The sequence below is a fragment of the Mesorhizobium sp. M0029 genome (genome assembly GCF_040323735.1).
Classification (GTDB): Bacteria; Pseudomonadota; Alphaproteobacteria; order Rhizobiales; family Rhizobiaceae; genus Mesorhizobium.
Genome location: NZ_JAMYVF010000015.1, coordinates 102854 through 124900 on the forward strand (window position 1 = coordinate 102854; position 22047 = coordinate 124900).

The window sequence follows — 22047 nt, forward strand, 5'->3', positions numbered from 1 at the left end:
AAATACGTCGCTGTCAGGCCGCGCCCATCACCTGCCGTGCGATCACCACCTTCTGCACATCGGATGCGCCCTCGTAGATACGTAGCGCGCGGATCTCGCGATAGAGGCTCTCGACGATATGGCCCTTGCGGACGCCGTCCCCCCCATGCAGCTGCACAGCCTTGTCGATCACCTCTTGCGCCTTGTCGGTGGCGAACAGCTTGGCCATCGCCGCCTCGCGGGTTACACGCGCCGCGCCCATGTCCTTGGTCCAGCCAGCGCGGTAGACCAGCAGCGCCGCGGCATCGACGTCCAGCGCCATGTCGGCGATATGGCCTTGTACCATCTGCAGCTCTGCCATCGGAGCGCCGAAAAGTTTGCGCTCGGCCACCCTGCTGATGCTTTCGTCCAGCGCCCGGCGGGCAAAGCCGAGTGCCGCCGCGCCGACCGTCGATCGGAACACGTCAAGCACCGACATGGCGATGCGGAAGCCGTCTCCCGGTTTGCCGATCAGCGCCAAAGCCGGCACCCGGACCTGATCGAAGGAAAGCCGCGCCAGCGGATGCGGCGCGATCACTTCAAGGCGCTCGGCAATGCCAAGCCCCTTGGTATCAGCAGGTACGAGAAAGGCGGAAAGTCCCTTGGCACCCGGTGCCTCGGCGGTGCGGGCAAAGACGACGTAGAGATCGGCAATGCCGCCATTGGAAATCCAGGTCTTCTCGCCGCTGAGGATATAGAAGTCGCCATCGCGGCTCGCCATCATTTCGGTGTTGGCGACATCCGACCCGGAGCGTGGCTCCGAAAGCGCGAAGGCGGAAATCGTCTTGCCGGCCCTGGTCTTTGCCAGCCATTGCTGCTGGTCGGGCGTGCCGAACAGGCTGAGCGCGCCGGTGCCGAGCCCCTGCATGGCGAAGGCAAAGTCGGCCAGCCCGTCATGGCGCGCCAGCGTCTCGCGCGTGATGCACAAGGTGCGGACATCGAGCGGTCCCGGATTGTCGGTATCGAGCGCCGTCGGCTTCAGCCAGCCGTCGCGGCCAAGCTTGGCCACCAGTTCGCGGCAGGCGGCATCGACGTCATGGTGATCGACGGGCAGGTTCCTGGCGCACCAGGCATCAAGGCGTTCGGCGAGTTCGCGATGCCGGTCTTCGAAAAACGGCCAGCTGAGGAAACTCTTGTCAGCCATCAATTGCCCTCGAACACCGGTTTCTCCTTGGCTAGGAAGGCCTTGTAGGCGCGCTCGAAGTCCCGCGTCTGCATGCAGATCGCCTGCGCCTGCGCTTCCGCTTCGATCGCCTGGTCGAGGCCCATCGACCATTCCTGGTTGAGCTGCGTCTTGGTGATGCCGTGCGCGAAGGTCGGACCCGAGACGATGCGCGCCGCCATCTCGAGCGCGTCGGCCTCGAGCACTGCGGCATCGGCCAGCCTGTTGTAGAAGCCCCAGCGCTCGCCTTCCGCTGCCGTCATCGTGCGGCCGGTGTAGAGCAATTCGGCGGCACGGCCCTGGCCGATGATGCGCGGCAGGATCGCGCAGGCGCCCATGTCGCAGCCGGCAAGGCCGACGCGGGTGAACAGGAAAGCGGTCTTGGCCTCCGGCGTGGCGATGCGGATGTCGGCGCTCATGGCGATGATGGCGCCGGCGCCGACCGCGACACCGTCGACCGCCGCGATGATCGGCTTGCCGCAGTTGAGCATCGCCTTGACGAAATCGCCGGTCATGCGGGTGAAGGCGAGCAATTCCTTCATGTCCATCTTGACCAATGGGCCGATAATGTCGTGGACATCGCCGCCCGAGCAGAAATTGCCGCCATTGGGCAGGAACACCACGGCGTCGACGTCGTCGGCATAGACGAGATCGCGGAACGTGTCGCGCAGTTCCGCATAGCTGGCGAAGGTCAGCGGATTCTTGCGCTCCGGCCGGTCGAGCCGCACCCTGGCGATCCTGCCTTCGACTTCCCAAAGGAAGTGCTTCGGCTTGAGGCCGGCCATCGAACTCATTCGCGTCCCTCCCAGTTGCTGCGGAACGAGGTCAGCATGCCGGTCAGCCGGCGCGCATCCTCCTCGCTGACCTTGGCCAGCAATTCTCCGATCCAACCCTCATGCGCCGCGGCCATTGCGGCAAAAGATTTGGAACCCTCGTCGGTCAGTCGCACCATGGATGTGCGGCGATCGCCATTGCGGCGCGCGCGCGCGACCACCCCTTCCGAAACCAGCCGGTCGACAATGCCGGTGACATTGCCGTTGGATACCAGCAGGAAGCGCGACAGATCGCTCATCAGCATGCCTTCCGGCGCGCGGTAGAGGGCGGCCATGACGTCGAAACGCGGCAGTGTCGTATCGAATTCCTTCTTCAGGCGCTCGCGCAGCTCGGCCTCGATCGTGCGCGAGGCGCGCAGCAGCCTGATCCAGAGACGCAGCCGGTCCTTGCCGGGTCCCGACGGCGCGGGCAATGGGCCGGCTACCATGTTTCGCCTCCTGAGATCGAAATCGCTTGTCCGGTAATCGACGCAGCCGCATCGCCACACAGCCAGAGCACCGCCGCGGCAACTTCCTGCGGCTGGATGAAACGGCCTTGCGGGTTGGTCGAGGCAAGGCTCGCCCGCGCCTGCTCGACTGAGCGGCCGGTCTTTTCGACGACGCGCTGAATGGAGTCCTCCAGCATGTCGGTCTCTACGAAGCCTGGGCAAACGGCGTTGACGGTCACGCCGGATTTCGCCGTCTCGGCCGCCAGTGCCCGCATCAGCCCGACCACCCCATGCTTGGCCGCCGCGTAGGGCGCGACATAGGCGTAGCCTTTCAGCCCTGCGGTCGAGGCAACGAAGACGATCCGGCCCGCCTTGCGCGCGCACATGCCGGCCAGCGCCGGCTTCACCGTCAGGAAGGCGCCGGTCAAATTGACGTCGAGCGTGCGCTGCCAGTCGGCAAGCGAGGTCTTGTGCGCCGGCGTGCTGCCGGCCATGCCGGCATTGGCGACGACGATGTCGAACGGGCCGCGCACGGCTTCCGCTTGCGCGTAGAGCGAAATCATCGCCGCCTCATTTGTAACATCGGCTGACATGGCGTGGATGCGGTCGTTCTCTCCAGCCACCTTGGCAAGCTCGGCCTCGCGCCGCCCGCATATGGTCACCTCGATACCGGCTTCGGCCAGCACGAGCGCGATGGCCCGGCCGACGCCGGAACCGCCGCCGGTGACCAAAGCATGCTTGCCGGGGATCGCCGAGGCCGTCGTCATACTTTCAGCCCCGCCGCCGCATCGCGCTCGGCCAGCCGGTAGATCTGGTCGCGTCCGGGCAGATAGGGATCCGGCCATTTGACACCACGATCACCGAGCGTCACGGCGGCATGCAGCGTCCAGTAGGGATCGGCGAGATGCGGCCGTGCCAGGGCAACCAGGTCGGCGCGGCCGGCCATCAGGATCGAATTGACATGATCCGGCTCGTAGATGTTGCCGACCGCCATCGTCGCCATGCCGACCTCGTTGCGGATGCGGTCCGAGAACGGCGTCTGGAACATTCGGCCATAGACAGGCTTGGCGGCAATCGAGGTCTGACCTGCCGAGACGTCGCATATGTCGACGCCGGCTTCGTGCAGCATTCGCGCGATCTCCACCGCATCGGCCGGCGTCACACCCTCCATGCCGACCCAATCATTGGCCGAAATGCGCACCGAAATCGGCTTTCGCGCCGGCCAGGCGGCGCGCACCGCATGGAAGATTTCCAGGGGATAGCGCATGCGATTTTCCAGCGAACCGCCATACTCATCCGTGCGCTGGTTGGTGACCGGCGTGATGAAGGACGACAGCAAATAGCCATGCGCGGCGTGGATCTCCAGCATGTCGAAGCCGCAACGATCGGCCATTTCGGTGGAGGCCACGAATTGGTCGCGCACCAAATCCATATCGGCGCGGTCCATGGCTTTCGGCACCTGGTTTTGCGGCGACCATGCAATCGCCGAGGCTGCCATGACCGGCCAATTGCCCGAGGAGAGCGGCACGTCGGTGCCCTCCCAGCCGACACGGGTCGAGCCCTTGGCCCCGGAGTGCCCGATCTGGGCGCAGATTTTAGCCTCGGTCTCGGTGTGGACGAAATCGACCAGCCGCTTCCACGCCACCTCATGTTCGGACGCATAGAAGCCGGGACAACCGGGCGTGATGCGTCCTTCCGGGCTGACGCAGGTCATCTCGATATAGACAAGCCCGGCGCCGCCCTTGGCACGCTCGGCATAGTGGGAGAAATGCCAGTCGGTCGGGCAGCCATCGACTGCCTTGTATTGCGCCATCGGCGAAACAACGATGCGGTTGTTGAGCTGCATGTCGCGCAGCTTGAACGGCGCGAACATCGGCGCCCGGCGCTGCCTGTTGCCGCCTGCCCCCGCCTGGCGCTGGAACCATTCCTCGGCGCTTTCAAGCCATTTGGCATCGCGCAGCCGCAAATTCTCGTGGCTGATGCGCTGCGAGCGGGTCAGCAGCGAATAATTGAACTGCACCGGATCGAGGCCGAGATAGCGCTCGACCTCCTCGAACCACTCCAGCGAATTGCGCGCCGCCGACTGCAGCTTCAGCACCTCGGTGCGGCGCGCATCCTCATACTTGCGGAAGGCGGCGTCGAGGTCCGGTTCGGTTTTGACATATTCGGCCAGCGCCACCGCGCTTTCCAATGCGAGCTTGGTGCCGGAGCCGATCGAGAAATGTGCCGAGGCCGCAGCGTCGCCCATCAGCGCCAGGTTCTTGTAAGACCAGCGTTCGCACAGCACGCGCGGAAAATTGATCCAGGCCGAACCTCTGATGTGATTGGCATTGGTCATCAGCGCGTGGCCGCCGAGATGTTTCTCAAAGATGCGCTCGCAGACGGCGATGGATTCCTGCTGCGACATGGCGCCGAAGCCGAAGGCAGCCCAGGTCTGTTCGCTGCACTCGACAATGAAGGTCGCTGTCTCGCTGTCGAATTGATAGGCGTGCGCCCACACCCAGCCATGCTCGGTCTTCTCGAAGATGAAGGTGAAGGCGTCGTCGAATTTCTGGTTGGTGCCGAGCCAGACGAATTTGCATTTGCGGGTGTCGATGTCGGGCTTGAAGACTTCGACGAAGGTGTTGCGCGCCCTTGAGTTCAGCCCATCGGCGGCGACGACCAGATCATGCGTCTCCATATAGGGCTGAGGGTCGGCGATATCGCTCTCGAACATCAGCCTCACGCCAAGTTCGCGCGCGCGTCGCTGCAGCAGGACCAGAAGCCGCTTGCGGCCGATGCCACAGAAACCGTGGCCCGACGAGACCGTGCGCACGCCGTCATGGATGACGGCGATGTCGTCCCAATAGGCGAAATGCTTCTTGATCCAGACAGCGCTGACCGGGTCGTTTTTGGCAAGGTTGTCGAGTGTTTCGGCCGACAGCACGACGCCCCAGCCGAACGTATCGTCGGCGCGATTGCGCTCGAACACCGTGATCTCGTGGGCGGCGTCCCGCAGCTTCATTGAAATGGCAAAGTAGAGGCCGGCTGGTCCGCCACCGAGAACCGCAACCTTCATCCGTGCGATCTCCTCTTCGCTTGCTGCATATCAAGTATCGCGCCGGAGATAAAATATTTCAAGCTTAAAGTTTCATGTTGGAACGATTGCTGGGCACGGGTGGCGCGCCTGCGGGCTGGCCCCGCAAGCGCGCTCTGGAAATCACTTGTCCGGGTTCTTCGGGCTCCACAGCACAGTCTCGGCACCCTTCTCATAGGCCATCCCATCGGGATAGCTGATCGCCTCCAGTTGCAATCCCCATGGCGCCTGGAAATAGAGGATGGTCTGGCCGGCCGCCGGACCTTCCTTGACCGGCAGCGGACCCATCCGCGTCTTCACCCCCTTGCCGTCGAGATAGGCTTTCGCCGCGGCGACATCATCGACATACATGGCAATGTGGAAGCCGCCGATATCGCTGTTCTTCGGAGTCAAATCCTTCTGGTCAGGCGCGGTGTACTTGAACAGCTCGATGTTCGATCCATAACCGCAACGCACCATGGTGACCTGCTCGATGACAGCCTTCGGATCGACGCCCAGAAGATCCTGCATGAAGGTGCCCTTGTCATCGGCGAACGGACCGAACGACATCGCCTTCTTGCAGCCGACGACTTCGGTGAAGAAGTCGACTGCCTGCTTCATGTCGGGCACCGTGATGCCGGTGTGGTCGTGGCCGCGCATGCCGGGGATCGCATCGGCCGAAGCCGTTCCCATCGAGCAGAACAGGATCGCGGCAAGCATCGTGCCGCGGGCTGCGTAATTCATATTACCCTCCGTTCGCGGGCTGATTTTGCCCTCATGCACGTCCGAAGCCCGCTGTTCGGCGTGGTGGGTGAACAGTCCTATGCCGGCGCTTTCGTTGCTGGCCGCAACCAGTCCGCGTCGATCTCAGGCAGTGGGATGGCGGCAAGCAGGTCGCGCGTGTAGGTCTCCCTGGGATTGTCGAACAGCGCATCGGTGGCGCTCGCCTCGACGATCCTGCCCTCGCGCATGACGATCACCTGTTGGCAGAGCCGCCGGATGACCGACAGGTCGTGGCTGATGAAGGCGACCGTCAGCCCCATCTCCGCGGCCAGTCTCTCCAAAAGGGTGAGGATCTGCGCCTGCGTCGATACGTCGAGGCCGGAGACGATCTCGTCGGCCAGCACGAATTTCGGCGAAAGCGCCAACGCGCGCGCAATTCCGACGCGCTGGCGCTGCCCGCCCGACAGTTCATGACGATAGCGACTAGCGAAGCTTTGCGGCAGGCCGACGCGATGCAATGCCTCGGCGACGCGTTCCCTAAGCCTGTCGCCAAGCCCATTCTGCTTGAGCGGCGCGGCAATGATGCCGGCGATGGTGCGACGCGGGTTGAGCGACGACATCGGGTCCTGGAAGATCATCTGCAGGTCGCGGCGCAGAGGTCGCAGCTCCGCATCCGGCAGATGGGCGATATCGCGGCCCTCGAAATGGATGCTGCCGACGCTCGGCTCCAGAAGTCTGACAAGCGTGCGGCCGAGCGTCGATTTTCCGGACCCGGATTCACCGACGATGCCGGTCACCGAACCTCTCGGCAGATCGAAGTCCAGGCCTTTCAAAATCTCGGCCAGCGGCGCGCGGCCGATCAGCGGCTTGCGGGTCATGTCGGGCAGCGCCACCTTCAGCCCGCGCACGGAAAACAGCGGCTCAACCATGCGGCCGCCTCCACGCCTGGTCTGCCGCGCCGATCTCGGCGGCAAGCCCGGCCAGCACGGTCTCGTCCACCGGCTTCAGCGAGGCCAAGGGATGGGTGTAGCGTGGCGTGGCGGCTATCAATGCCCGCGTATAGGGATGCTCAGGCGCGGCGAAGAGAGCGGCTGCATCAGCCTCTTCCACCACCTTGCCGGCGTAGAGCACAGACACTTGCTGGCTGATCTTTGCAACGACGCCGAGATCGTGGGTGACGAACAGGATCGCGGTGCCATGCTCGCGTTGCAACTCGGCGATCAGGCGCAGGATCTGCTTTTGCACGGTCACGTCGAGCGCGGTTGTTGGCTCGTCGGCCACGATCAGCCGTGGCTCGGCGGCGAAGGCGGCGGCGATCAGCACGCGCTGGCGCATGCCGCCGGACAGCTCGTGCGGATAGCATTTCAGCACCCGGTCGGGATCGCGGATCTGCACTTCATCCAACAATTGCCGGATACGCTTGTCCGCCTTGTCACCGCTCCAGCCGAGAATGCGCACCAGCCGGTCAGTCATCTGCGGACCGATGCGGCGCGACGGGTTGAGCGCAGTCAACGGATCCTGCGGGATCAGCGCCGTGCGGGCGCCGATCAGCGTACGCCTTGCCTTGGGCTGCAGCCTGCCGAGGTCTTGGCCTTCGAGCTGCATGGCGCCTTCGACGATGCGCACGCTTGACGGCAGCACACCGAGCACCGCCTTGCCGATCATCGTCTTGCCGGCGCCGCTCTCGCCGACAAGAGCACGCACCTCACCCCGCTGCACGGAAAGCGACACCGACCGCAGCACGCGCTGGCCGTTCGGCAGCACGGCGCTCAGGTTGGCAATATCCAGGCAAGCGCTCATCGCAGCACCGGATCGAAGCGTGTCTTCAGCGCCTCACCGAACTGGCTGAACGACAGCACGGTGAGGATCAGCGTTACAAGCGGAAACACCAGCACCCACCAGGCCTGATGGATCGACAGCCGGCCCTCGGCGATGATGCCGCCCCAGGTCGGATCGTCGGTCGAGATCGACAGATTGACGAAGGACAGGATGGCCTCGACGATGACGGCGATGCCCATCTCCAGCGACAGCAGTGCCACGATCGACGGCACCACATTGGGCAGCACCTCGCGCAGCATGATGCCGATGCGGCCATAGCCGGCGATGCGGGCGTTCTCGACATAGTCCATGCGCGACTGGCCCATCGCTTCGGCGCGGATCACCCGGCAAAAGCGCGTCCAGTCGATGATGGCGATGGCGAGGATGACGGAGCTGAGACCAGTGCCGAGCACCGCGACCAGCAGGATGGCGAACAGCACCGGAGGAAATGCCATCCAGACATCGACGATGCGTGAAATGATGCGGTCGGCCCAGCCGCCGAAATAGCCGGCGACCAATCCGAGCGTCGAGCCGACAAGGCAGGCGGCAATCGCCGCAGCGAAGGCGACGATGAAGGCGATTTGGCCGCCGAAGATAAGCCGCGACAAGAGGTCGCGGCCGAGGCTGTCGGTGCCCAGCCAATAGCCGGGCTCGGCGCCATCGAGCCAGAAGGGCGGCAGCCGCTCCAGCATCAGATCCTGCGCCAGCGGGTCCTGCGGCGCCACCAGCGGCGCGAACATCGCCGCAAGAAGTACCAGCAGCAGCCAGCCGCCGGCCAGCCACAGCCTCAGGCCCAATCCGCGCCGGGCCATGCGTGCCTCACCCATGGCGCAGCCTCGGATTGAGCAGCGCATACATCATGTCGACTGCAAGATTGATCAGCACGAACAGCAGCGCGAACACCAGCACGATGCCTTGGATCAGCGGCAGGTCGCGGTTGATGACGGCATCGATCGCCATGTTGCCGAGCCCTTCGTAGGAAAACAGCCGCTCGACGATGACCGTGCCGCCGACAAGGAAGGTGAACTGGACGCCGACGAGAGTCAGTGTCGGCAAGGCAGCGTTCTTCAGCGCCTCGCGCAGGATAACCTGCGTTTCCGAAAACCCCTTCACCCGCGCCAGCACGACATAGTCGAGGTCAAGCACTTCCTTCAGCGACTGTTTCAGCAACTGCGCGATGATTGCCGCCAGCGGCAATGCCAAGGCTACTGCCGGCATCAGCATGTGTTTCAGCAGATCCCAGGTCAGGTCGAAGCGCAGCCGAAGCAAGCTCTCGAAGAAATAGAACTGGGTGACGAAGGGCAGATCGAGCTGCGGCGACACGCGGCCGGAGATATCGAAGATCGGCACCAGCACGCCAAACAAAAGGATCAGCACGAGGCCCCACAGGAAATCGGGAATGGAAAGGGCGGCGCCGCTGGCGATATCGATGCCGGCTTCGACCGCCGTGCCGCGCTCGCGGGCTCCGAGGATCGCCGTCGTGCCGCCGAGCCCAACCGCCATGACGAGCGCGATGATGGCAAGTTCCAGCGTTGCCGGCAAACGATTGAAGACAAGGCTGAGCACATCTTGCCTGAGCGAAATCGAGGTGCCGAAATCGCCCCTGACGACGCCGGACAGCCAGATGAAGAATTGCTGCACGATGGTCTTGTCGAGCCCGTAGAGTGCACGCAGCCGGTCGATGTCGGCATCTGTCGCACCGGGGGGCAGCATCATGGCGATCGGGTCACCAGGCGCGACGCGGATCACGACGAAGACGACGACAGCCACGCCGAACAGCGTGATCAGCATCGTCAGCAGACGGATCAGGAATCGTTGCAGGAGCATTCTGGTGTTGGCCCAGTGCGTTTCTAACGAAGAGCCCCCTCATTCGTCCGCTTCGCGGCCACCTTCTCCCCGAGGGGAGAAGAGGTCACGGACAGCTGAGCTGGTCTCTTCTCCCCAGCGGGGAGAAGGTGGCCCGAAGGGCCGGATGAGGGGGCCGCTCAGCGAAGGGTGGCGCCCACAAGCCGATATCAGGCAGGGGTCATCAGCGCCGGCAGCAGCGCGCCGGACACATGCTGCACCACGTTGACGCCCTTGGCATGCACGATAGGTTGCGCATACTGAATCAGCGGCAGCACATAGGCCTGCTCGGCGATATACTTGTCGACAGCCTTCCAGCCGGCGATGCGCTTGGCCTCGTCCTTCTCGCCCCAGAGCGGATTGATCATGTCGATCAGGTCCTGGCTGTCCCACACCGAATGCGGGCTCGGCCCATACATGGCAAAACCAGTCGACGTTGTCGGATCGCCGATGGCATTGCCCCAATTGTAGAAGGCGGCCGGCGCCAGCTTGTCGGCGGCGCGCAGCTCATAGTGCTTGGCGATCTCGTAGACCTCGATCGTCGCCTCGATGCCGACCTTGCGCCACATGCCGACGATTGCCTGGATCATCTCATAATCCTTGGGCTTGAAGCCCTTGGTCGTCTGGATGGTGAACTTGACCGGTTTTTCCGGCGAATAGCCGGAAGCCGCGAGCAGCTCCTTGGCCTTTTCAGGATTGTGCTCGACCTTGATCGAGGCATCGAAGGCCGTGTACTCCGGGGTCTCCAGCGTAGCGATCGGCTGGCCATAGCCGCGCAGCAGCCGTTTGACCAGAAGCTCCTTGTCCACAGCCATGACAGCGGCCTGGCGGACGTTCTTGTCCAGCATCGCTTCAATGTCATTGAAGAAGATCATGCCGATGTCGGAAACAGGCTTGCACGAGCCGGCAAGCCCGTCCTTGGCGATCAGCCGGTCATACTCTTCATAGGGGACCTCCAGCGTCACCTGCGAGGAACCGGATTCGATCTCGGCAACGCGGCTCGCCGCGTCGGTGACGAACTTGATCGTCACATTCTCGAAGGCCGGCTTGTCGCCCCAATAGTGCGGGTTGGCCTTCAGTCGGAGGAAAGCATTTCGCTCGAATTTTTCCACCATGTACGGGCCGGTGCCGATCGGCGCCTTCTCGAAACCTTCCGCGCCAACCTTCTCGTAGTAGGCCTTCGGCAGGATGTAGCCGGTCAGGAACGACATCCATTTGAAATAGACCGGATCGAACTGCACGACGTCGCCGGTGATCTTGTTGCCGTCGATCTTGAAATTGTTGACGTTCTTCCAGACGAACTGGATCGGATTGCCGGTCTTTTCGTCGCCCGCCCGCTGCAGCGACCAGACCACGTCCTCGGGCGTGAAGGGCGAGCCGTCATGCCAGGTCACGCCTTCGCGCACCGTCATCGTCACCTTGGTGCGATCCTCGTTCCAGCCCCATTCGGTGAGCAGGCCAGGCGCAAAGGACAGGTCCGGCTTTTGCGGAATGAACTGGTCGAACACTGACTGGTAGAGGCCCTGGATCGTCGGGTTGACGGCCGAGGGTCCGGTGGTCGGATCCCAGGACGGCAGGTTGACGTTATAGGCGATGGTCAGCTCGCCCGCTGCCGCCTTGGCGATCTCAGGCAGGCCGATCGCCGCCACCCCAAGTGCCGCGGCACTGTATCCCAGCAATTCTCGTCTGTTGATTGTCATGGTCGTTCCCCTTGTTGGTTTTGTTGTCTTTGCGCGGCACTATCAGTTTATCGATCCGGGCTTCGTGGGCAGCAGCGCCTTGCCTCTCGTCGCCTTCATGAAATCTTGCGAGCTACCTCCCGCCAAGCTGTTGCGCGAGCATGAAGCCGGAGGCCGCGCCGGTGCCGGCGCCGGGCCATGTCGCGGCGCCTATGAGATGCAGATTGCCGACCGGCGTGTTCCAGCCGGCATAACCGCGCGCCGGGCGGAACAGGAAATTCTGTGCCAGATGGTGGCTGCCGCAGACCTGGTCGCCACCGACGAGATTGGGGTTCTCACGCTCGAGGTCGATTGGCGAGAACACTGCACGGCCGAGGATTTTCGGGCGCAGTCCGGGTGCGTATATCTCGATGATGTCGAGCACGCGCTCGGCGTAGGCATCCTTGACCTGATCCCAATGCGCGGGCGCGATCCTGCCTGCCGCATCGCCCAGGATTTCGGCAGGCAGCATGCGCACCTGCACCCACAGCACATGCTTGCCCTGAGGCGCGCGCGACGGATCGATCGCGGTCGGCTGGCCGACGACCAGCACCGGTTCGTCCGGCAGCATGCCCGCCATCGCCTGCTGATAGGTGCGCGACATCGCGTCGAGCGACGGCGACAGATGCACATAAGCGAACTGCCGAAGCTCCGCGCCGGCGCGCCAATCGGGCAGGTCGTCGAGCGCCAGATGGATCATCATCGTGCCCGGCGCGTGCCGGAATTTCTGCATCGCCGTGTCGAAGCCGGCGTCGCCGGAACCGTTGGGCAGCAACTTGCCGGTCAGCGCCCTGGGCGCGACGCCGGCAATCACTGCCTTGGTGGCCGTATGTGTCTCACCTGAAGCGAGTCGCACGCCCGATGCCTTGCCGCCGGCAACGGTGATCTCGGCAACTTCCGCCCCGGTGACGATCGTGCCGCCCGCCGAGGTGACCATACCTGCCAGCGCCCGGATGATCGTGTCGGCGCCGCCCTTGCCTAGCACCATGCCAAAGCTCTGGTTTGCGATCGATTCCAGATAGGGGAACACGGCGCCGCCGGCGATGTCGGGTGCGAAATCGAGATGCATGCCCCAGGTGGCAAGCGTTGCCCGCACATAAGGCGACTCGAAGGTCTCCTCCAGCCAGGCGCGAGGTGACGACAGCAAAAGCCGGCCGGTATCGAGCGCGCCTGACATGCCCTTCTTGCGCCACAGGTTCCAGGCGGTGCCGGCAAGCGCGCGGGCACTCATCGGCGATCCCAGCAGCCGGAACAGATGCTCGGCCTCAGCAGGAAGGGCGGCAACGAGCTTGCGCCACGTCGCGGCATCGGCGGCGGAGAACGCGGCCAGCCGCGTGGCAGTCCTTTCCAAGTCATTGCTGACGCCGAACCAGCGTCCGTCCGGAAAGGCGCTGGCGAAACAGTCGGCGACCGGCGCGAACTCAAGACCCTGCGCTTTCAATTCATTTGCATATTTCCGGTGGAAGGCGGAGCCGGCAAACAGGCTCAGATTCATTGCACCGAAATCGTGCCGGAACCCTGGGAGGGTGTATTCGTGGGTCTGGACGGCACCGCCGATTGCTGCGCTGCGCTCGAAAATCCCGGTTTTCCAGCCTTTCAGCGCCAGATGCGCGGCGCATGCCAGACTGTTGTGGCCCGCCCCGACAAAGATGGCGTCGAACTCGCTCACGCCCCGTTCCCATTTCCTTTATGCTTAAAGATAATTGCAGATGCATATGTTTTCGTCTAGTAGGATATTAAGGGCCGAGACGAGCCTTGATCTTCACCAGAAAGAGGGAACTTCAGACCATGGACACGCAAAAACTCCTCGGCGAAGTCGCCGGCCAGCTGCTTTCAGGCGCCATCAGGGTGGTCGACCTCTCTGCGCAACTCGGACCCGACACGCCTCTTATCAAGCTGCCGCCGGAGCTTGCCGTCGACACGCCAAAGGTCGAGATCCATAACATCTCCCGTTATGACAAGAACGGCCCGTGGTGGGCATGGAACTGGCTGAAGCTTGGGGAGCATTCGGGCACGCATTTCGATGCGCCGCAGCATTGGATCAGCGGCAAGGACTATCCGGACGGCGCCACCGACACCATTCCGGCGCAGAATTTCATTGGTCCGGTCAATGTCATCGACTGCTCGAAGGAAGCCGCCGCTGACCACGACTTCCTGCTCACCGTCGACCACATCAAGGCGTGGGAAGCCAAGCATGGCGCCATCAACGCCGGGGAGTGGGTGGTGATGCGCACCGACTGGTATAAGCGCAATGGCTCGGAAGCCGAATTCCTCAACGCCAACGAAACCGGCCCACATACGCCAGGTCCGACAGCCGAAGCCATCCAGTTCCTGATCAGCAAGGATATCAAGGGCTGGGGCTCAGAGACGATCGGCACCGATGCCGGCAAGGCAGGCGGGATGGAGCCGCCATTTCCAGCCCACACGCTGATGCACAAGGCGAACCGCTATGGCCTCGCCAGCCTCTGCAACCTCGACCAGTTGCCTCCAAAGGGCGCCATCCTGATCGCCGCACCGCTCAAGATCGAGCATGGCACCGGCAGCCCTATCCGCGCGCTGGCGCTTGTATCCTACGGCTAGGTGAAAGCACGCCAAGGTGAGCCAGCCGGATCACATCATCGTTGGCAGCGGCATCAACGCGCTGGTCTGCGCGGCGATGCTCGGCGGCAAAGGGGCGCGTGTGCTCGTCCTCGAGCGCAATGACCGCATCGGCGGCTGCGTGCGTACCGAGGAGATCACCGCTCCCGGCTTTATCCATGACGTGATGGCAACCACCTTCGTGCTGTTCATCACCTCGCCGGCTTTTGCGGCGTTGGGCGGCGATCTCGCCAGGCACGGGCTGGAATTCTGCCACACCGGCACGCCAACTGGCGTGCTGCGGCCGGACGGCAGTCATGCAGTGCTCACCACCAACCGCGCCGCCAATGTCGCGGCAATCAATGCGATTGCCGCCGACGATGGCGACCGGCATGCGGACGATGTCAGCGGCATCGAGCGCAATGCCGGCCTGTTGTTCGGCCTGCTCGGCGGCAGCCTGTGGTCCTATCCGACGGCGAAACTGCTGGCCGGCGATGCCTGGCGGCGCAGCCCACGCGGCCTTGCCGCCTTTCTCGGCGAAGCACTGGTGCCGGCGCGCAGCTGGCTGGAAAGCACCTATCGGTCCGAGACAATCCGCGCGCTGTGGGCGCCCTGGGTGCTGCACGCCGGGCTCGGACCGGAAGACGCCTTCTCAGGGCAGATCGCCAAGGTCATTGCCTTCGCGCTGGAAGCGGCCGGGGCGCCGATCGTCAAGGGTGGAGCGAAGACCCTGCTCACCGCCTTCGAAGCTCTGATAAGGGAACGTGGTGGCGACATCCGTACCGTCGCCGATGTCGCCTCGATCGTCCAGAGCGGTGGCCGCGCGACCGGCGTACGGCTCGCCTCGGGCGAAACGATTACAGCAAACAAGAGCGTCATCTGTTCGGTCACGCCGACGCAGCTTTACCACCGGTTGCTCGGCAGCGAGGCTCCCAAGGCCGATGTCGAAGCGACACAGAAATATCGCTACGGCAAAGGCAATTTCCAGATTCACTATGCGCTGAACAAGCCGCCGGCATGGCGCGGTGCTGGCCTGGACCAGGTGGCATTGTTGCACCTGACGCCGGGGCTCGATGGCGTCTCGAAAGCCTGCAACGAGGCGGCGCGCGGCATGCTGCCGGACGTGCCGACCATCTGCGTCGGCCAGCCGCATGCGCTCGATCCGTCGCGCTGCCCGGAGGGCAAGGCGATCCTGTGGCTGCAACTGCCCGAGGCGCCCAGGCACATCAAGGGCGACGCCGCAGGCACGCTGCATGCACCGGCTGACGGACAATGGACCGAGGCGCTGCGTGAAGCCTACGCCGACCGCGTCGAAACCATTCTCGCCAGCCACATCGATGGCTTCAAGGGCAGCGTGATTGCGCGCCGCGCCTATTCACCGGCCGATCTCGAAGCGATGAACATCAATCTGGTCGGCGGCGACCCGTATGGCGGGTCGTCCACCATCGACCAGTCGTTCCTGTGGCGGCCGTTCAAGACCAGCCGCAACCATCAGACCGGCATCAAAAACCTCTATCACATCGGCGCCTCCACCCATCCGGGTGCAGGGCTCGGCGGCGGCTCCGGCTTTCTTCTGGCGGGCAGGCTGTGATGGAGCAGAAGGTCGCAGAAAAACGCCAGCGCATTTCGACGCTTGGCCAGATCGGCCTGCAGCAATTCGCGCCCTATCTGATGAACCGCATCATGGGGCGCTACAACGCCACCTTGCGCGACGATTTCCGCAAGCAGGGCCTGACCATTCCGCAGGTCCGCACGCTCGCCGTGCTGTCGGTCACCGACGGTGTCACCGTCAACGACCTCTCGGTCTACACCGTCATCGAGCAGTCGACCTTGAGCCGCACGCTCGACACGCTGGAAGGGCAAGGCTTCGTGCGGCGCGAGCAAGGCGTCACAGACAGCCGCATCCGCCATGTCTTCCTGACCGATGACGGCCGCGCCGAGTTCGCGCGCGCCTGGCCGGCAATGCATGACGCGTTCGAGGCGATGTTCGACGATGTCGACGACGCCGAATACGCGGCGCTGATCGCCACATTGCAGAAGATGCTGAAGAACATTCGCAAGCACGACATCTAGACGTTAGGCGCCGGCCGCACCGCCGGCAACGGAAGGTTGGAAAAATGGCCGAACGGTCTTTTGCCAAGGAAGTCGAAAAACTCAGGCTCGGCGCTGGCGAGGAATTTGCCGGCGAAGGCATTCTCGCCATCACCAAGGCGCTGCTGCAATGCGGCGTCGGCTATGTCGGCGGATACCAGGGCGCGCCGATCAGCCATCTGATGGACGTGCTGGCCGACGCACAGGACATTCTGGGCGAACTCGGGGTGCATTTCGAGGCGAGCGCCTCGGAAGCCACCGCCACCGCCATGCTCGCTGCCTCGGTCCATTATCCGATCCGTGGCGCGGCGACCTTCAAGTCGACTGTCGGCACCAATGTCGCGTCCGACGCGCTCGCCAACCTTGCCTCCGGTGGCGTTACCGGCGGCGCGCTGATCATCGTCGGCGAGGATTATGGCGAGGGTTCCTCGATCATGCAGGAGCGCAGCCATGCCTTCGCCATGAAAAGCCAGGTCTGGCTGCTCGACCCGCGCCCGAACCTGCCTTCGATCGTCAAGGCGGTCGAGGATGGCTTCGAGCTATCCGAGGCGTCCAATACGCCGGTGATGCTGCAGGTGCGCATCCGCTGCTGCCACGTCCACGGCCATTTCATCGCCAAGGACAACAAGCGCCCGCCGATGACGGTGGCCGATGCGCTCGACGCGCCGCGCCGCGACACCGGCCGCATCGTGCTGCCACCCGCCTCCTTCCTGCACGAGAAGGAGAAGGTGCAAAAACGCTGGCCGGCGGCTGTCGATTTCATCGCGAGGAACAAGATCAACGAATTCTTCGGCTCGGATCACGGTTCGGTCGGCATCGTCATGCAGGGCGGCATGTACAATTCGGTCATCCGCGCCTTGCAGCGTCTCGGCCTTGCCGACACCTACGGCGAGACGGATGTGCCGCTCTATGTGCTCAACGCCGTCTATCCCCTGATAGACGATGAGTTCCTGTCTTTCTGCGAAGGCAAGCAGGCGGTGCTCGTGGTCGAGGAGGGCCAGCCCAACTACATCGAGCAAGCCTTTGCCGCCATGCTGCACAAGGCCGGGCGCGGTACCAGGCTGGTCGGCAAGGAGTATCTGCCGATGGCCGGCGAATACACCGGCCAGGTCATGCTCGACGGCATCGGCGCCTTCCTGCGCGCCGAGGCCTCGCATCTCTTGCCGGGCGAGGTGCGCGCGCCCAACAAGGTCGGCGACGGCGTCGACACCGCCGACCTGATCAATGTCGTGCCGGGCCGTCCGCCGGGCTTCTGCATCGGTTGCCCGGAGCGGCCGATCTTTGCCGCGACAAAGCTGGTCGAGCAGGAACTCGGCAAGCACCACATCGCCTCCGACATCGGCTGTCATTTGTTCTCGATCATGCCGCCTTTCGAGCTTGGCGCCACCACCATGGGCTACGGGCTCGGGCCGGCCTCGGCTTCGGCCTTCAATTCGCCCGACGCCAAACGGAGGTCGATCTCCTTCGTCGGCGATGGCGGCTTCTGGCACAACGGCCTGACCTCCTCGATCGGCAACGCGGTGTTCAACAAGAATGACGGCGTCATCGTCATCGTCGACAATTTTTACTCCGCCGCCACCGGTGGGCAGGACATCCTGTCGTCGCGCGCGGGCAACAAGACCAAGTCGACCAAGCATCCGATCACCGAGGCGGTGAAAGGCATGGGCGTCAAATGGCTGCGCCACATCGACCGCACCTACGATGTCGGCAAGATGCAGGACACGCTGCGCGAGGCGCTGACGACGGAGGAAAAGGGACCGAAGGTCATCGTCGCCTCGTCCGAATGCATGCTCAACCTCCAGCGTCGCGAAAAGCCGCTGGTCGACAAGGCGATCAAGGGCGGAACCCGTGTCGTCAAGCCGAAATTCGGCGTCGACGAGGACATCTGCACCGGCGACCACGCCTGCATGCGGCTGTCCGGCTGCCCGTCGCTGTCGGTGAAATCGCTCGACGATCCCTTGCGTGACGATCCGGTGGCATCGATCGACCAGAGCTGCGTTGGCTGCGGCAATTGCGGCGAGGTGGCGGACGCCGCCGTGCTGTGCCCATCCTTCTACCGCGCCGATGTCGTGCACAATCCGGGCCGCTGGGACCGTTTCCTGGAAAGCGCTCGCCGCGCCGTGATCGGCCTGATGCAGCGCCGCCGCGAGAGCCGAAGGTTGACGTTCGCCGATGCTTGACCAGGCTTCGCCCTTGCGCCCGAAATCCGGTGCCGCCGATACCGAGCCGGTGATCAAACTCGCTTTGCTCGCGGTCGGTGGCCAGGGCGGCGGTGTGCTCGCCGACTGGATCACCGATGTCGCCGAGCGCAATTCCTATGTCGCGCAATCGACCTCCGTCGCTGGCGTCGCCCAGCGCACCGGCGCTACGATCTATTACGTCGAGATGGCCCGCGACACCGGCCGGCTGCCGGTCTTTGCCCTGTCGCCTTCGCAAGGCGATGTCGACATATTGATCGCCGCCGAGCTGATGGAAGCCGGCCGCGCCATCATCAGGGGCTTCGTCACGCCCGATCGCACCACGCTGATCACCTCCTCGCACCGTATCGCCGCGGTGTCGGAAAAGATCGAGCCGGGTGACGGCCGGGCCTCGTCTTCCAAGGTACGCGCGACGGCGGAAGCTGCATCGAAACGCTTCATCGCCTTCGACATGGAAAAGATCGCCGCGGACAATGGCTCAATGATCTCGGCCAGCCTCCTTGGCGCGCTGGCAGGCTCCGACGCATTGCCGTTCAGGCGTGAAAGCTATGAGCAAGCGATCGGCGCCGGCGGCCGGGGCGCGAAAGCCAGCCTCGCTGCCTTCGCGGTCGCCTACGACCGCGCGCGCGGTACGACGGCCCCCGCGCCAGAGCCGGCAGAACCGGCCACGGTCGACCCCGCTCCGGGCGCAGGGCGCGTGAGCGGTCCGCAGAACCTGCTGCAGGGTTGGCAGGCGCTGGCCGCCCGCATCGACCTGATGCCCGCGGCGGTGCGCGACATGGCGCTCCGGGGCCTGAGAAAGGTCGTCGACTACCAGGACATCGCCTATGGCCGCGACTATCTCGACCGGTTGGACAAGGCCGTTGCGCTCGACGATCCCGGCCATGCCTATGGATTGTCCATCGCTGCCGCCAAGCATCTGGCCAACGCGCTGTGCTACGACGACATGATCCGCGTCGCCGATCTCAAGACACGTTCGACGCGTGACCGGCGGGTGCGCAAGGAGGTGGGCGTCAAGAACGGCTCCATCCTGCAGGTGACCGAGTATTTCCATCCGCGCATCGAGGAGTTCTGCGGCACTTTGCCGGTGGGGTTGGGCAGCTACATCGAGAACCGACCGAAACTTGCCGGCTTTCTCGACCGGCGCATCAATCACGGCCGGCGCATCCGAACCGACAGCTTTGCCGGCTTTGCGGTCCTCTGGTTCATCGGCGGCCTGCGCCGCTGGCGCCGCCGCCTGTTGCGCCACAAGGTCGAGACGGCGCATCTGGAGCGCTGGTATGCGCTGGCGCTTGGATATGTGCCCCAGGATTACGCGCTCGCCGTCGAAATCCTGAACTGCCGTCGGCTGATCAAGGGCTACAGCGACACCCACGTCCGCGCCCAGTCCAAATTCGATCGCGTCCTGTCAGCGCTCGATCTGGTCAAGGGCCGCGATGACGCTGCCGACTGGATCAGGCGGTTGCGCGAAGCTGCGCTGAAAGACGAGAAAGGCGACATGCTCGATGGCGCGGTGAAGACGGTGGCATCGTTGTCTGATCATGGTGTGGGAGGAGGTCGAGCTTAGGCTGGTACCTCTACGCTACTGCCGCCGTTTCCCTACTCCCACTGGATTGCGGATTGAACACGCCGCTTCAAGCGATCGCAGCTCGGCTTCCACCCGGATTGCGGGAAGCGTTGCCGGCCGACCTGCCGGGCGTCAGTCGCGCGATATGGACAGCCCCGCGAGAAGCGGAGCGTACGCGGCGAGCCTGCGGGATACGAACTCCGTGAAGAGCCGCACCCGCTTCGTCTTGCGTGTCTCGCCTTGCGTGAGAAGCCACAGTGTCCCATGCATGGGCACGTCGATCCCCGGCACCCTCACCAGCAGGGGGTCGGCATCTCCAACGAAGCACGGCAGTTTCGTTATCCCAATCCCTTGGTGCGCCGCGATGATCTGCGTCTCGGCGTCAGGTGTCCTGAACGGTACTCCCGTCACGTGAACTTCTCCCTCGCGCGCCCAGTCCGGAATTCCATGATTGTCTATGCCTATCCACCGGATGGGATCAGGCGTGCCCGCACGCCACGCGGCTAGTCGATCGCGAGACATGTAGACGCCGCTGAACAGCTCCGGTCCCTTCAGGCCGTGAAGATTGAGCGGCAGGGTCTTGCGGTCGGCGACAATGCGGATCGCGACGTCGGCCTCTCGGTTGGTCAGATTGGCCAGCTCGCCGGACGACAGGATTTCCATCTCGATGTCGCGATGTAGACGCGCGAAGTCGGCGAGATCCGGCATGAGCAGGTGTGTGGCGAGGAACGGTGGAAGCGTCACCCGCAAAAGCCCGCGCGCGCTCTGGTCACGACCGAAGACTCGCGTCTCCAACTGGTGCGACGACGCTTCCATCTGTGTCGCGAGATCGAGGACCTCTTCGCCCGCAGCCGTCAGGCGGTAGCCGGAAGGCAGCTTTTCGAACATCTGCGCCCCGAGGCGTTCCTCGAGCTGAGCGATGCGTCGCAGCACGGTCGAGTGGTTCACACCGAGGTGCGCGGCGGCAGCACGCACCGAGCCGCCGCGCGCGGCGGCAAGAAAGTAGCGGACGTCATCCCAGTCGATCATGGTGCATTCCTGCGCAGCGAAGTGCGGTTTGCAAAGCCCATACTAACACGATCAGCCGTAGTTCGTGCGGTCGCCGCGGCGTTCAATCATCTAGCTGGATCGTTTTCGCACCAGCGATGTGCGCGATTGCGCACTCACCGCCCGACTTCGGCGAACCCATCTTGAGGCTCTCGCGGGACTTTCCCGTGCAGCCAAAGATACGAGACGGCGAAACGAAGGATGCATGACATGAACAGACTGAATGGAAAGACCGCTGTGATAACCGGCGGCGCTACGGGCATCGGCCGCGCCGCAGCCAAGCGCTTTATCGAGGAGGGCGCCTTCGTCTTCATCTTCGGCCGCCGGCAGGAAGCGCTCAACGCCGCCGTGGCTGACCTTGGGCCTAGTGCCCGCGCGGTTAAGGGCTCGGTCTCGGATGAGGCCGACCTCGACCGACTCTACACTGCGGTGAAGGCCGAGCGCGGAAGCCTCGATATCGTCTTCGCCAATGCCGGGGCGGGAAGTCCGCTTCCGCTCGGGCAGATCACCGCCAGGCACATTGACGAAACCTTCGACACTAATGTGAAGGGTACGATCTTCACGGTCCAGAAGGCGCTGCCGCTGATGAGCCAGGGCGGTTCGATCATCCTGACCGGCTCGAGCGCCGGCACCACGGGCGCTCCGGGGTTCACTGCCTATAGCGCGAGCAAGGCGGCAGTGCGCAACCTGGCGCGGACCTGGGCGGAGGACCTGAAGGGCACCGGCATCCGGGTAAACGTGTTGTCGCCCGGGGCGACGGCGACCGAACTCGCGAAGGAGGCGTTGGGCGAGGAAGGCCAGAAGGCCTACGGCGCGATGACTCCGCTCCAGCGCATGGCCGATCCGGCGGAGATCGGGGCCGTGGCCGCCTTTCTCGCGTCGCCGGACAGCAGCTTCATGACTGCCAGCGAGGTCGCCGTCGACGGCGGCCTGGCTCAACTCTGACCCCCAGCGCGGTCCGTACCTG

19 protein-coding genes and 1 pseudogene are annotated in these 22047 nt (G+C 64.0%); 6 read left to right on the top strand and 14 right to left on the bottom strand.

Annotated features, from left to right (window positions below):
- Positions 1-13: 13 nt before the first annotated feature.
- From NKJ76_RS23185 to NKJ76_RS23240, 13 genes and pseudogenes are all read right to left on the bottom strand, one after another.
- Positions 14-1162 (bottom strand): acyl-CoA dehydrogenase family protein, encoded by a 1149-nt coding sequence (locus NKJ76_RS23185; RefSeq protein WP_352538431.1) that lies wholly within the window; start codon positions 1160-1162, stop codon positions 14-16.
- Positions 1162-1974 (bottom strand): enoyl-CoA hydratase family protein, encoded by an 813-nt coding sequence (locus NKJ76_RS23190; RefSeq protein WP_023692288.1) that lies wholly within the window; start codon positions 1972-1974, stop codon positions 1162-1164. Before NKJ76_RS23190 ends, NKJ76_RS23185 begins: the two co-directional genes overlap by 1 nt.
- Positions 1971-2441, bottom strand: coding sequence for a MarR family winged helix-turn-helix transcriptional regulator (locus NKJ76_RS23195; RefSeq protein WP_023667803.1), 471 nt, complete (start codon positions 2439-2441; stop codon positions 1971-1973). Before NKJ76_RS23195 ends, NKJ76_RS23190 begins: the two co-directional genes overlap by 4 nt.
- Entirely contained in the window at positions 2435-3208 is a 774-nt protein-coding gene (locus NKJ76_RS23200; protein WP_352538432.1) for an SDR family NAD(P)-dependent oxidoreductase, read from the bottom strand. The genes NKJ76_RS23195 and NKJ76_RS23200 overlap by 7 nt, the downstream gene beginning before the upstream one ends.
- Positions 3205-5499, bottom strand: a complete 2295-nt coding sequence (locus tag NKJ76_RS23205; RefSeq protein ID WP_352538433.1) for a bifunctional salicylyl-CoA 5-hydroxylase/oxidoreductase — start codon at positions 5497-5499, stop codon at positions 3205-3207. The genes NKJ76_RS23200 and NKJ76_RS23205 overlap by 4 nt, the downstream gene beginning before the upstream one ends.
- 141 nt (positions 5500-5640) lie before the next feature.
- On the bottom strand, positions 5641-6240 hold the full coding sequence (locus tag NKJ76_RS23210; protein ID WP_023699864.1) for a VOC family protein: 600 nt from the start codon (positions 6238-6240) through the stop codon (positions 5641-5643).
- Between the two features lie 77 nt (positions 6241-6317).
- Positions 6318-7148 carry an ATP-binding cassette domain-containing protein gene (locus NKJ76_RS23215; protein WP_023699865.1) on the bottom strand — a complete coding sequence of 277 codons (831 nt, stop codon included), beginning with the start codon at positions 7146-7148 and terminating at the stop codon, positions 6318-6320.
- Positions 7141-8019 carry an ABC transporter ATP-binding protein gene (locus tag NKJ76_RS23220; RefSeq protein WP_352538434.1) on the bottom strand — a complete coding sequence of 293 codons (879 nt, stop codon included), beginning with the start codon at positions 8017-8019 and terminating at the stop codon, positions 7141-7143. Before NKJ76_RS23220 ends, NKJ76_RS23215 begins: the two co-directional genes overlap by 8 nt.
- On the bottom strand, positions 8016-8864 hold the full coding sequence (locus NKJ76_RS23225) for an ABC transporter permease (protein ID WP_023667797.1): 849 nt from the start codon (positions 8862-8864) through the stop codon (positions 8016-8018). Before NKJ76_RS23225 ends, NKJ76_RS23220 begins: the two co-directional genes overlap by 4 nt.
- Positions 8857-9864: an ABC transporter permease gene (locus NKJ76_RS23230; protein ID WP_023667796.1), complete on the bottom strand. Its 1008-nt coding sequence runs from the start codon at positions 9862-9864 to the stop codon at positions 8857-8859. The genes NKJ76_RS23225 and NKJ76_RS23230 overlap by 8 nt, the downstream gene beginning before the upstream one ends.
- 42 nt (positions 9865-9906) lie before the next feature.
- Positions 9907-10019, bottom strand: a pseudogene (locus tag NKJ76_RS32435) (endonuclease domain-containing protein); the annotation flags it as partial.
- 33 nt (positions 10020-10052) lie between these two features.
- Entirely contained in the window at positions 10053-11582 is a 1530-nt protein-coding gene (locus NKJ76_RS23235) for an ABC transporter substrate-binding protein (RefSeq protein ID WP_023686913.1), read from the bottom strand.
- A gap of 112 nt (positions 11583-11694) precedes the next feature.
- Complete coding sequence (locus tag NKJ76_RS23240) at positions 11695-13269, bottom strand: phytoene desaturase family protein (protein ID WP_352538435.1); 1575 nt, start codon at positions 13267-13269, stop codon at positions 11695-11697.
- Positions 13270-13388: 119 nt separating this feature from the next.
- On the opposite strand from NKJ76_RS23240, the gene NKJ76_RS23245 reads away from it, so the two are divergent.
- The 5 genes from NKJ76_RS23245 to NKJ76_RS23265 are packed head-to-tail and all read left to right on the top strand — an operon-like array spanning position 13389 to position 20033.
- Complete coding sequence (locus NKJ76_RS23245) at positions 13389-14180, top strand: cyclase family protein (protein ID WP_352538436.1); 792 nt, start codon at positions 13389-13391, stop codon at positions 14178-14180.
- A 16-nt stretch (positions 14181-14196) separates the two neighbouring features.
- Entirely contained in the window at positions 14197-15768 is a 1572-nt protein-coding gene (locus tag NKJ76_RS23250; RefSeq protein ID WP_352538437.1) for a phytoene desaturase family protein, read from the top strand.
- Positions 15768-16250, top strand: a complete 483-nt coding sequence (locus tag NKJ76_RS23255; protein ID WP_023667791.1) for a MarR family winged helix-turn-helix transcriptional regulator — start codon at positions 15768-15770, stop codon at positions 16248-16250. Before NKJ76_RS23250 ends, NKJ76_RS23255 begins: the two co-directional genes overlap by 1 nt.
- A 44-nt stretch (positions 16251-16294) precedes the next feature.
- Positions 16295-18448 (top strand): thiamine pyrophosphate-dependent enzyme, encoded by a 2154-nt coding sequence (locus NKJ76_RS23260; RefSeq protein ID WP_352521162.1) that lies wholly within the window; start codon positions 16295-16297, stop codon positions 18446-18448.
- The gene (locus NKJ76_RS23265) at positions 18441-20033 is read left to right on the top strand and encodes an indolepyruvate oxidoreductase subunit beta family protein (RefSeq protein WP_352538438.1); all 1593 of its coding nucleotides are present in this window, start codon (positions 18441-18443) and stop codon (positions 20031-20033) included. Before NKJ76_RS23260 ends, NKJ76_RS23265 begins: the two co-directional genes overlap by 8 nt.
- 132 nt (positions 20034-20165) lie before the next feature.
- On the opposite strand, the gene NKJ76_RS23270 is transcribed toward NKJ76_RS23265, so the two are convergent.
- Positions 20166-21062: a LysR family transcriptional regulator gene (locus NKJ76_RS23270; RefSeq protein WP_352521160.1), complete on the bottom strand. Its 897-nt coding sequence runs from the start codon at positions 21060-21062 to the stop codon at positions 20166-20168.
- A 228-nt stretch (positions 21063-21290) separates the two neighbouring features.
- Here NKJ76_RS23270 and NKJ76_RS23275 point away from each other — a divergent pair, with 228 nt between their 5' ends.
- Positions 21291-22025, top strand: a complete 735-nt coding sequence (locus NKJ76_RS23275) for an SDR family NAD(P)-dependent oxidoreductase (RefSeq protein ID WP_352538439.1) — start codon at positions 21291-21293, stop codon at positions 22023-22025.
- Positions 22026-22047 lie beyond the last annotated feature (22 nt).